This is a genomic window from Mycolicibacterium setense, assembly GCF_000805385.1.
Taxonomy (GTDB): Bacteria; Actinomycetota; Actinomycetes; order Mycobacteriales; family Mycobacteriaceae; genus Mycobacterium; species Mycobacterium setense.
The window spans coordinates 35239-46282 of sequence record NZ_JTJW01000001.1; the positions used below are offsets into that span (position 1 = coordinate 35239).

General features: G+C 66.4%; 13 protein-coding genes. 6 read left to right on the forward strand and 7 right to left on the reverse strand.

The window, feature by feature from the left end; translation table 11 throughout:
* The first annotated feature begins 2 nt into the window (after nt 1-2).
* Complete coding sequence (locus QQ25_RS00190) at nt 3-638, forward strand: TetR/AcrR family transcriptional regulator (protein ID WP_039376518.1); 636 nt, start codon at nt 3-5, stop codon at nt 636-638.
* On the opposite strand, the gene QQ25_RS00195 is transcribed toward QQ25_RS00190, so the two are convergent.
* A complete protein-coding gene (locus tag QQ25_RS00195; RefSeq protein ID WP_039376519.1) occupies nt 603-1394 on the reverse strand; it encodes an SDR family NAD(P)-dependent oxidoreductase in 792 nt (263 codons plus the stop codon). The genes QQ25_RS00190 and QQ25_RS00195 overlap by 36 nt on opposite strands.
* Nucleotides 1395-1499: 105 nt before the next feature.
* Here QQ25_RS00195 and QQ25_RS00200 point away from each other — a divergent pair, with 105 nt between their 5' ends.
* On the forward strand, nt 1500-2420 hold the full coding sequence (locus QQ25_RS00200) for a TIGR03619 family F420-dependent LLM class oxidoreductase (protein ID WP_039326543.1): 921 nt from the start codon (nt 1500-1502) through the stop codon (nt 2418-2420).
* A gap of 31 nt (nt 2421-2451) precedes the next feature.
* Here QQ25_RS00200 and QQ25_RS00205 read toward each other — a convergent pair whose 3' ends face one another.
* Complete coding sequence (locus tag QQ25_RS00205; RefSeq protein WP_039326545.1) at nt 2452-2814, reverse strand: DUF6766 family protein; 363 nt, start codon at nt 2812-2814, stop codon at nt 2452-2454.
* Between the two features lie 209 nt (nt 2815-3023).
* Between QQ25_RS00205 and QQ25_RS00210 the strand changes: the two genes are divergently transcribed.
* Nucleotides 3024-3377: a VOC family protein gene (locus QQ25_RS00210; RefSeq protein WP_039326547.1), complete on the forward strand. Its 354-nt coding sequence runs from the start codon at nt 3024-3026 to the stop codon at nt 3375-3377.
* Here the strand turns inward: QQ25_RS00210 and QQ25_RS00215 are convergent.
* A complete protein-coding gene (locus QQ25_RS00215; protein ID WP_039326549.1) occupies nt 3374-4267 on the reverse strand; it encodes a LysR family transcriptional regulator in 894 nt (297 codons plus the stop codon). The two genes, QQ25_RS00210 and QQ25_RS00215, sit on opposite strands and share 4 nt — an antisense overlap.
* 107 nt (nt 4268-4374) lie before the next feature.
* On the opposite strand from QQ25_RS00215, the gene QQ25_RS00220 reads away from it, so the two are divergent.
* Entirely contained in the window at nt 4375-5424 is a 1050-nt protein-coding gene (locus tag QQ25_RS00220; protein ID WP_039326551.1) for an alpha/beta fold hydrolase, read from the forward strand.
* A 55-nt stretch (nt 5425-5479) separates the two neighbouring features.
* Here QQ25_RS00220 and QQ25_RS00225 read toward each other — a convergent pair whose 3' ends face one another.
* The gene (locus QQ25_RS00225) at nt 5480-6625 is read right to left on the reverse strand and encodes a glycoside hydrolase 5 family protein (RefSeq protein WP_039376520.1); all 1146 of its coding nucleotides are present in this window, start codon (nt 6623-6625) and stop codon (nt 5480-5482) included.
* Between the two features lie 415 nt (nt 6626-7040).
* Nucleotides 7041-7880, reverse strand: coding sequence for an SDR family oxidoreductase (locus QQ25_RS00230; RefSeq protein WP_039326554.1), 840 nt, complete (start codon nt 7878-7880; stop codon nt 7041-7043).
* Between the two features lie 215 nt (nt 7881-8095).
* Here QQ25_RS00230 and QQ25_RS00235 point away from each other — a divergent pair, with 215 nt between their 5' ends.
* Nucleotides 8096-8959, forward strand: coding sequence for a DUF732 domain-containing protein (locus QQ25_RS00235; protein WP_039326556.1), 864 nt, complete (start codon nt 8096-8098; stop codon nt 8957-8959).
* Nucleotides 8960-9280: 321 nt separating this feature from the next.
* Nucleotides 9281-9709 carry a hypothetical protein gene (locus tag QQ25_RS00240; protein ID WP_234706237.1) on the forward strand — a complete coding sequence of 143 codons (429 nt, stop codon included), beginning with the start codon at nt 9281-9283 and terminating at the stop codon, nt 9707-9709.
* Nucleotides 9710-9825: 116 nt separating this feature from the next.
* Here QQ25_RS00240 and QQ25_RS00245 read toward each other — a convergent pair whose 3' ends face one another.
* Nucleotides 9826-10635 (reverse strand): L,D-transpeptidase, encoded by an 810-nt coding sequence (locus QQ25_RS00245; protein ID WP_082017347.1) that lies wholly within the window; start codon nt 10633-10635, stop codon nt 9826-9828.
* A gap of 139 nt (nt 10636-10774) precedes the next feature.
* The gene (locus QQ25_RS00250; protein ID WP_039326560.1) at nt 10775-11041 is read right to left on the reverse strand and encodes a hypothetical protein; all 267 of its coding nucleotides are present in this window, start codon (nt 11039-11041) and stop codon (nt 10775-10777) included.
* Nucleotides 11042-11044: the final 3 nt, after the last annotated feature.

Here is an 11044-nt window from a genome sequence, read left to right on the forward strand (position 1 = left end):
GCGTGGGAGGCAAACAGAACCCGGAACAGCGCCGCCGCGAATTATGCGATGCGGCAATCACTCTGCTGGCCCGTGAGGGCATCAAGGGCGTCACCCACCTCAAGGTCGACCGCAAGGCCGGCGTCGCCGACGGCACCACGTCGTTCTACTTCCGCACCAGCGCGGCGTTGATCCGCGCGGCCGCCGATCGCATCGCCGATCTCGACCTCGCCGACCTCACCGCGGCCACCCGGTCCGAATCTCCCGACGACGGCCTGTCAGCAGCGGACGGCCTGGCCCGGCTGGTGATCCGCTCGGGAACCGGCGCACGCCTGGTCCGTAGCAAGGCTCGCTATGAACTGGTCATGCCATCGAGTCGCGACGCCGCCCTGGCCGAGGCGTTCAGCCGCAACCAGGAGCACTTCTTCGAGCTGCACCGCAACGTCGTGCTCGGCCTCTGCCCGGCAGGCACCGATCCGGAGGTCATCGATGAAAAGGCTTATGTGCTGATGACTTTCATCAGCGGACTGATGCTCGCCGTGGCCCGCGGCGACCGCACGATCAGCTCCCCCGAGGCGCTCCACGACATCATCACCGCGATCGTCGCCGCGGCCCCGGCGACCTCACATCGCGAAGGAGTAGCCGCCGTTGACGGGTAGCGTCTGCCCGGTGATCCAGGATCCGTGGTCGCTGGCGAGCAGCACCGCAAGATAGGCGACGTCCTCGGGCAGACCGGGCCTGCGGATCGGGTAGCGCGACAGGATCGCCTTGGCCTGTGGCGAGTCGGCCATCTCCGCCCACAGCGGTTCGGTGAGCGGCGTCCGCATGGTGCCCAGCGCAATGTTGTTGGCGGTGATGCCGTAGCGGCCGTTCTCCAGCGCGATCGACCGGGTCAGGCCCGCGGCCCCGGCTTTGGCCGCCGCATACACCGCGCCGCTGGCGTCGCCGGTCCGTCCCGCATCCGAGACGATGGTGACCACCCGGCCCCACTGCCGCTCGACCATCATCGGCAGCACCGCCCGCGTGCAGTGCAGCACCCCGTAGAGATTCACTCGCAGGAACGGATCCCAGTCCGCTGGAGCGGATTCGGCAAACGGCATTCGGGCGGCGAAGCCCTCGGCTCCGGCGTTGCCCGCATTGTTGACCAGGATGTCGACGGGGCGGGCCGTCGAAGTGACTTCAGCGACCGCCTCGGTGACGGCCGCATAGTCGGTGACGTCGAACGGCACCGCCACCGCGTCACCGCCGGCCTCCCGGAGTTCTGCGGCGACGGCCTCGGCCCGGTCAGCGCGGAGATCATTGACCAGCACGGTGGCTCCTGCCGCGGTGAAGGCATCAGCGAGACCCCGGCCGACGCCTTGTCCGGCTCCGGTGATCAACACCCGGCGGGTCGACAGATCGAATTGCAGCGTCATCGTCGGCCACGTCTCCTCTGGTTCGTTTCGGACAAACTATCGCATCAAATCTCTATATATGTAGAGTCCTGAGGACCGACGCTGCCTACACCGGACGGAGCTGCAGTGCAGTTCATCTTCAATCTGCCGCACATGCTGCGCCTGAAGGCGATGATGCAACCCTGGGAGGCGGCCGTAACCGGGGCCGACCAGACCCGGATGGCCAAACGGGCCGACGAGCTCGGCTACGACATGATCGCCGTACCGGAGCATTTCGCGATCCCCCGCGACCACGTCGAATTGTCCGGCCCTCATTACCTGCAGTCGACGACAGCCCAGGCATACCTGGCGGGAGCCACCTCCTCGATCCGCCTGAACTCTTGCATCACGGTATTGCCACTCCAGCATCCGATCGTGCTCGCCAAGGCGCTGGCGACAGCGGACTGGATGAGCAGCGGGCGGATGATGGTCACCTTCGGCGTGGGTTGGCTGCAGCGCGAGTTCGAACTGTTGGGCGTCCCGTTCCACGAACGCGGCCGGATCGCCGACGAATACCTGGCCGCCATCATCGAGCTGTGGACCAGCGAAACCCCTCGGTTCGAGGGTCGGTATGTGTCTTTCGACGACATCGCCGTCGAGCCCAAACCGGTTCAGAAACCACATCTTCCGGTGTGGATCGGCGGCGACGCCGACGCCTCCCTCCGGCGGGCCGCCAGATACGGCACAGGCTGGTGGTCCTTTCTCACCCCGCCTGAGCAGATCGCCGAACGGATCGAATACCTCAAGTCGCAGCCGGGCTACGACGGGCGGCGCTTCGATGTAGTACACGGCATGGCGACCCGACGCGTCGGCGAGGGCCATACCGTGCGCGACGATCCAGAGGCCCGGTCCGGGATGAGCGCGCAGGAGATCATCGACAGGTTGTGTTGGCTCGGCGAACAAGGGGTCACCGTCAGTGCCGTTCCGCTGCCTGCTGTCAGTGGTGTCGACGAATACCTCGACTATGCCCAGTGGGTGATCGAGGAGATCAAACCCCGCGTGCCGTAGGTGCTGCCCGGCGTGGTCAGCACCGGTGCGATCAGCGGATCACCTGCTCGCTCTGTTCCTCCCCCGGCGGTGGTGTGGGTAAGCCGAGCCGGTCCTGGATCCGGTCGATCTTGGCTTCGATCCGTTCCATATCGTCGGCATCGACCTTGAAGATCAAGTGTTTGGCACCGAGCAACAGGATGGCCTGGAAGACCAGCTGTAACCACTCGCTCTGCCAGTTCTCCAGCGTGCTGGCGAAGAAGGTGCTCCAGTACTCCGGCCACAGGAACGGCTGGCCATGTGCGGCCTGCTCGGATCGAAAAGTCTGAAGCTGGGTGAAGAACTGTCCGAGCCACGAACCGAGGAACAACAGCAGCAGTACGTATACCGCACCCCATCGACGAAGATGCCGCATGATGCCTCCTTGGCTCGTGTCGGTCAGTGTCGTTGTGGTGGTCGGCTTTTCAATCGCGACGCACCCGCCGTCCCGGCATTCTTTTCGCTACAGGTACCCGCCGTTCGATCAACCGAAACGGCGCTGCCGCTTCCTGAGCGGCCCGGTCTAGACCATCAAGGCCCGTGGGCCTGCCATAGTTTGAGAAACAGCCGCCTGGAGGGAACCCGATGAGCGACCACGACGTACGGATGATCATTCTGTCGACCGACGATCTGGATGAGTCGATCCGCTTCTACACCGAGACGCTCGGCATGCCGTTGAAGTTCCGCGACGGCGCGCATTTCGCCGCACTCGACGGCGGATCGCTGACTCTCGCCCTGGCCACATCGGTGGATCACCCGATCCCCGGCCAAGTCGTCGTCGGGATCAAGACCGCCGACGTGGACGGCGCGGCCAGAGCCATCGAGGCCAGCGGCGGGGGAATCATCAAGCACCCGTACGACGATGCCCACGAGCGCCGCGCCGTTGTCTACGACAACAAGGGCAACGGCCTGGTGTTCTACAGCCCGCTGGCTCGTTAACCTGCCGAAGCCGCAGCGTCGAGCAGGGTTTCGGCCAGCCGCGCCGCGGCCGGTGTCATCCGCTCGACCGGCGGCGCGGCGAGGTAGACCTGCCAGATCGCCGGGTCGCGCAGCGCGACGGTTCGCAGATCGCCGAAGCGGCGCGCCTCCGAGGCAGGCATGAAGGCCGTGCCCAGGCCATTGCCGACCAGTTCGGCGATCGCGGCGAACCCGGCCGGCACCTCGTATTGCGTCTGCGGTTGCACACCGGCACGGTGAAACGCCTCGTCCATCAGTCGGCGCAGCCCGAATTCCGGTGGGAAGCCGACGAGATCCTCGCCGGCCAGCTCGGCCATGTCGACACGACGGCGCCGGGCCAGGGGATGGTCGTCACGACAGACGAACAGCATCGGCTCCTCGAACAGCAACGTCATCTCGAGCTGCGGCGGGAACCTGTTGGGCAGCGATACCAGGGCCAGATCCAGCGAACCCTCCAGAAGTGCGGCCAGATAGGCCGACGCCCCGGCCTGGCTCAGCCTCAACCGCAGCCGGACGGACGGGTGGGCTCGGTGGAAGCCACCGAGAGCACGCGCGACATCGACCGGGCCGTAGGAAATGAGGGATCCGAATTCGACTGTGCCCATGAGCGATCCGCGGAACTGCCCGGCGGATTCGGCTGCCGCCCTGGCCGCGTGCAGGACTTCGTAGGCATGGGGGCGGAAGGCCTCGCCCGCGGCGGTCAGGCTGATCCGTTGCCGTGAGCGGTCGAACAGTTCCACCCCCAGCTCACGCTCGAGCTTGGCGATCGAGGTCGACAACGCCGACTGCACGACATGCGCACGCTCGGCGGCGCGGGTGAAACTCATCTCGCCGGCCACCGCGATGAAGTGTTCGATCTGCCGTAACTCCACGGCGACAGTCTATCTATGTCATCGATGGCACCTATCAGATCCAATCGTTGGACTTGATGGGAAGTTGGCAGTGAGATGGACACAAGAGCCCGCGACAAGGAGCAGCAATGGTGAACGGTTTGAGCAGAAGGAACTTCGGCTTCCTCACGGCAGCCGCCGCGGGGGCGGCGACACTGGCCGCCTGCGGTACCTCATCCGCCCCCGCTCCCGGACCCTCGCCGAGCGTGCCGGCTGGGCCTCCCTCGAAGCCGTCGCACACTCTGAACCCGGTCAAACAGATCGATGCCGGTGAGCTCAACGTGGGCTACACCGAGGCCGGCCCGGCCGACGGGCACCCGGTGATCCTGCTGCACGGCTGGCCCTACGACATCCACAGCTACGCCGATGCCTCGGCACTGCTCGCCGAACAGGGCTTCCGGGTGATCGTGCCCTACCTGCGCGGCTTCGGCTCCACCCGGTTCCGCTCCGCGGACACCGTGCGCAACGGCCAGCAGGCCGCGCTGGCCCAGGACGTCGTCGCATTGATGGACGCCCTCGACATTCCCAGCGCCATCATCGGCGGATACGACTGGGGCGGGCGCACCGCGAACAACGTCGCCGCGCTGTGGCCGCAGCGGTGCGCCGGTCTGGTCGCCGTCAGCGGCTACATCACGGTCAACCTGGCGGCAAACCTGAAGCCGCTGGCGCCGGAGGCCGAACTGGGTTGGTGGTACCAGTACTACTTCGCCACCCCGCGCGGTGAGCTCGGCTACCGCCAGAACACCAAGGAGTTCAACCGGCTGATCTGGACCAAGGCCTCGCCGCTGTGGCGCTTCGACGACGCCACCTACGACCTGTCGGCCGCCGCGTTCGACAACCCCGACCACGTTGACATCGTCGTGCACAACTACCGGTGGCGGCTCAGCCTGGCCCCCGGCGAGCCCCGCTTCGACGCCGACGAGGCGCGGCTGGCCGGCAAGCCGCCCGTCACCGTTCCGGCGATCACGATCGGGTCGGACTTCGACGGTGCGGCCAAGGACGGAGCCGGCTACCGTGCGCTCTACACCGGGCCGTATGAACATCGCGTCCTCGACGGCATCGGGCACAACGTGCCCCAGGAGGCACCTGAGCAGTTCGCCGCGGCCATCGCCGATGTCAGTCGGATGGGCGGGCGCTGACGTCGGCGCTCGGCATGTCTGGACCAGATCGGCATTTCACGACCATCTGACGGCGTCAGGGATAGGGCCGCCCGGTCAGCTTCCGGATCACGCGGATCTCACCGTCGCGATAAGGCCGGCCGTCGGCATGGAACAAGTCGTGGAACCACACGCGCGGCGGCGTCTGGTACGGCCGGTCCCAGGAATCCCACGGCAGATAGGTCTGCGTCTTACCCGCCACCAGCCCCCAGCTGTAGGCACCGACGTTGTGCCGTTTGGCGACCGGCAGAACCCCCTCGACGGTGCTGCCCTCACCTCGCGCCAGATATTCGGTGCACAGGATCGGCCGTCCCATCGGTGCCAGCTCGGCGATCCGGGCCTCGAATCCGACCGGATCGTCGTAGCTGTGAAAGGTCACCACGTCCGAATGGTCGAGCTGGATCGTCGCCATCGCGCTGCGCAGCTTGGGGTCTGCCCACGGGCCGTCCCAAACGCCACTGGTCAACGGTTGCACGGGATTGACCGAGCGGGCCCAGCCGAAGACCTGAGGCAGGAGCCCTTCGATGAGCTTGACCTTGTCCTGCCGTTCCACCTCGCGATAGGTGGCCGCGGGATTGTCGGGCTCATTCCACAGGTCCCATCCCAATACCCGCTCGTCATGCCGGAATTGGGTGATGACGCCGACGACATATTCGCGCAGCGTGCGCCGGTACCGGCGATCGTCCAGGTGCTGCGCGCCCGGACTCTGGACCCACACCGAGTTGTGTATCCCGGGCCGCGGCCGGCGCTGGTGACCCAATCGGGGAAATGGGTCCCAGCAGGAATCGAACAGCACGAACAGCGGTTTGATCCCGTGACTGGATGCCAGAGCAACGAACTGGGCCAGTCGGTTCTGAAAGCCCAAGTGGTCCTGGACCCACAGCTGATCGTGCAGGAACACCCGCACGGTGTTGAACCCGGCCAACCTGGCGATACGCAACTCGTTGTCGATCCGCTGCGGGTCATAGGTCTCGGGTTGGAACATCTCCAGCTGATTGCCCGCGTTGGACGGGATGAAATTGGCACCGACCAGCCAACCCTGCGCGGCATACCAGCGCTGCGCCCGCTCTGGTGACCAGCGAGCCCCAGGCCCGTCGGCCTGTGCACGCGCCCCCGGCGCCCTGGACAGCGCGGCGGCCGCCGAGACGACCAGCGGCACCTTGAACGCTGTGCGGCGAGCCACCCGGCCGGCGACGCCTGACGTGATGTGCTGCGTCGAAATGCCAAACAAACTGTGTTCCTTACGGTTTCGTCATCATCGGCGTACATTGGTCCCCGGCCGGGCGTCGTTCTGCCCACCACTCGAGGTGTACCCGACTCTCGGCCCTGCCGCACGGTGCGCTGCCATGGTTTGACGCGGACCACTTCGGGTACCTGGTGGCGGCACCTGGTCGCAGCGAGCGATCACATCGCGGATCGGTGGGCACCCGGATGCCTACGACTGCGGGCAGCCCTGACCGCTCTTCCTACCGTTTCACGACGGGTATCGGGACACGCCACCGGGGGCGCTGCCGGCTGATGTGTGGGCCAACGCCGTGCTCAGAGAACTGTCACCGCAGACGGCGGCCGGATAACTCCCGGACGTCGGGTTCGGCCGGCTAACTGCCGGCGGCGGCCAAGCGGGCACGCTCCCGCATCGAGGCCACGACGCCGCCGTCGTTGAGGATGTCCGTGCCGGTGAGGTAGCCGGCCCGCTCACTGACGCAGTAGGCCAGCAGATCGGCCATCTCCTCGGGCTTGCCCCAGCGTGGCACGGCGGCATCGGCCACCATCGCGCCCGCCCCGGCCTGCTCCTCCAGCCGGCCCATCTCCGTGTCGACGGAACCCGGGGATACCGAGACGATGCGGATACCGCGGCTGTTGAACCGCTCGGCCTGCGACGAGCTGAACCACTTCACGAAGGCCTTGCTGATGGCGTAGGAGAAGCCGGACCTCATGTCCTCGGGGGCCACGCTGCATGCCGCGAGCATCTCGGCGAGGAATGCGTCCTGATCCTGCAACGCAAGCGGAAAATGCTGCGCGGGAATGACTTCCTCGGGCAGCAGGTGTGCCGCCATCGACGCTACGTTGACGATGGCCGCGCCCTCGGCAGCTGACCCGAAGAAAGCCTCGTTCACCAGGAGGGTGCCCAGCGCGTTGGTCCTCATGACGTACTCGGCGTCACCCATGCTGGGACTGACCCCCGCCGCATGGACGACCGCGCCCACGCTGCCGATCCCGGCTGCGGTCTGGAAAAGCCGATCGACGGCATCCCGGTCGGTGACGTCGGCATTGACGGTCGTGGCCGAGATACCGAGGTCAGCCAGGGCGGTGGCGGCGTCGTCGAGGCGGTCCTGCCGCACGTCGCACAGCACCACCGGATGCTCCGGGCCGACGACTTTTGCCGTCGCCAGCCCCATGCCGCCCGCACCGCCTGTGATCACCGTCACGCGTGTCATGGCAAGCACGGTATACGGGCAGAACCGCGGCCGCACGGGGGGCTCGAGCGACTGCTCAGCGCCAACCCCTGGCGGCGCGGGCGATTTTCGCGGCAGCCAATCTGAGCGGCTCGCTGTGCGGGCGCACCGACCGGCATATAACGGTTAGTGATGACAGATGGCCCGACGATGACGCTGGCGAACCGTTGTCGATCAACTGCGGCGGATCGCGGGCTATGACGTGCCCGTATTGCGGATCCCCGCTCGACGGGACCGACACCTGTAGCCGCTGCGGACAGCTCCACACGTCAGCCACGGGATGGCGACCGGATCCCACCGCGCGCCACGAGGGCCGCTACTTCGTCACCGGACACCCGACGAACCGGGTACGCGACGGCAGGTCGGTGTCGATGGACCCCGATGGGGGCCGGATGCTGCCCGACTACCTGGAGTTGAAGACCTCAGGCATCCGGTCTACGTGGCTGGGCACCACGGCGGCCGCGGTGATCATCGTGATGACTGCCGCGGTGGTGTGGGTGCTGCTGGTGGCGGGTCGCAGGCCACCACCCCCACCCGAAGCCGGATACCTTGCGGCACTGCGGGATGCCGGGCTCTTCGATCAGTTCAATTCCGATGCCAACGCGGTGGCTCACGGGCGGCAGGTGTGCCGCCGGCTGGAAGACGGCGAAGCCCAACAGGGTCTGGCAGCCGACAAGATCGCCGTCGACACGTTCTGCCCGCACTTCTCCGAAGGTTTCCGCGTGCTCGAAAAAGTCACGGTTACGGGCATTTTCGTGCTCTCCGACAATGCCGGGGTGCAGGGCATCGCCTCGGACGGAAAGGCGTGCCAGGGCGCCAACGGTTACTCCGACGTCAACCCCGGCACCATCGTCACGGTCAAGAACGGCAAGGGCGACGTGCTGGCCACGACCACCCTGGGGCCCGGCAAGGGCAGCGCCGCCAGCTGCACCTTCTCCTTCAGCGTGCCGTTGACCGAAGGCCAGGATCGCTACGTGCTCTCGGTGGGACGTCGTGGCGAATTCAGCTACAGCTTCGAAGAGCTTGTGGCCAAAGGGATACAGATGCAGCTCGGTCAATGATGCCGTCCACGGTGTGCGGCGGTGTTTGCCGTGATGTTTGCGAAAATCGCACGGGGACGCCGAGTTACATTCATTTCCGTGCGCTGCCATATCACGGCGGCCGCAACCGTTTGGAAACGATGTGATCACGAGTGCGGCTCGCTCACATGTCATCCCAGCATCAACTGGGAACTTGAGTAGACATCGATTTCACACGGTCCTACCGTTGCGCTCGTCACAATCTTCATCGATGTAATTTCGACACGAAAAACAGGAGCTGGTCCGGGGATGGCTACCTTTGCTCACATCACGGTCAAAACTGTTGTCAGCGCTGGATTGTGCATGACGGCAGTGGCGACCGCCGTAGCGCTGAGTCCGCACGCCGCGGCCGCGCTGCAACTCAAGACGGGGGGCTACAAGTGCGTCGGCGCCGGCGCTGCGCCCGTAGCCGGCGCACCGTTGTGTGCGGCTGCCGCGGTCGAAGCCGCGGGCGTCGTGCCCGCGGCGGCGCCCGCAGCCGTCCCGCCGGTGCCCGTGGCACCACCGCCCGTCGTGCCGCCGGTACCTCTGGCACCACCGCCGGTGGCGGTCCCGCCTGTGCCGCTGGCGCCGCCGGTGCCGGTCGTGCCCGCCGCGGCCCCCGTCCCCGCCGCAGCGCCCATCGCCGCTCCCGTAACTGTCGCCGCAGGCACCGGAAAGGGTGTGCCGACCGTTTCACCCGGCGGCGGGCCGGTTGCCGGGACGCCCACGCTGCCAGGTCCCGCGGACTGATCGGTGCGGGCTGACCCCACCACCTGACCCCACCACGTAGCGACAAGGAAGGCGCCCGGCTCACCAGCCGGGCGCCTTTCTCATGCTCTGTTTCCGTTGCGTGGCAGGGTGTTTCGCTACTCTTGCACGATCACCGGATCGCCGATGTTTACGGTGTTGAAGTACCATTCGGCCGCCGCCGGGACCAGGCTGATGCAGCCGTGGCTGGTGTTGTCCAGTCCCATCGACGGCACAGCCCACGGCGCCGAGTGCACGAACAGGCCACGATGGGTGAAGCGGACCGCGTAGTCCACATCGAGGAGATAGCCGTCGGGGGCATCGACGGGAATGCCGACGCTGCTCGAATCCATCTTCACCGTGCGGTCTTTCCCCAGGACGGTGTAGGTGCCGACCGGCGTCGGGTATTCCGGACGTCCCAGGGAGGCCAGCAGCACACCCGGCTCGCCGGCATGTGGCAGATGGTGCGGCGCCGGAAGGGCGATCGGCGGGTCTTCGGCCATCCCGTCGATGGTCACGGTGAAGGTGTGATCGGAGATATCGGCTACGCCGACAACCGCTGGGCCGGTTTGGAATTCGGTCCGCATGCTGCCGACGGACAGCATCACCGTGCTGTGAGCCGGCCAGAACTGGGCCGGAGTCCATGACACGACGTTGGCATCGAGCCACTCGTAGGTGCCCGTGCGCGCCGGCGTGGACATCAGGCCGAGGGCACGCTCGACGGACGACCGGTTGGTGACCGCCTTCTTGAACGTCACCACTACGGGATGAGCCACGCCGACGACAGCGCCCTTGGCCGGTGCGATCGATTCGATGGTCGACGCCACCGGCAGACTCATCGCCGCCGTGTCGACGTTATCCGTGACTCCGGAGAAGAAGGTCATGACGATCACGACCAGTACGAGAACACCCTGAAAAACCGCGCGCATCAATTCGATCCCTCTGCGATGCCCCCATGATCTTGAACGTTGTCATGGTATGGGCCCGCAGCGGTCCGAATGTGTAGTCACACGTAGGCAATTCGGTCAAGCGTTCGTCACGTTTCGGCCACAGCGGGGGGCCGCGGCATCAATCCCCGACGAGCTCGTCCGCCGCCGGGTCGAACTTGAGAACCCGAGCGCACGAAAGCGGGGTCACCAGAGCGTTGGCCCGCAAACCCGACTGCGGCGGCCGCTGCGACTCGCGATCGATCGTGTCGTCTTCGGCCTCCGGCCGGTACGACGACGGATGCCTGCGCTTGGCCGCGGCGAGCTCACGGGAGTAGCGCTGCGACGAACACCAGAGTGGATGCGTCGCCAACTCGATGACCGTCGAGCCGGCAGCTTTTGTCGCCATTTC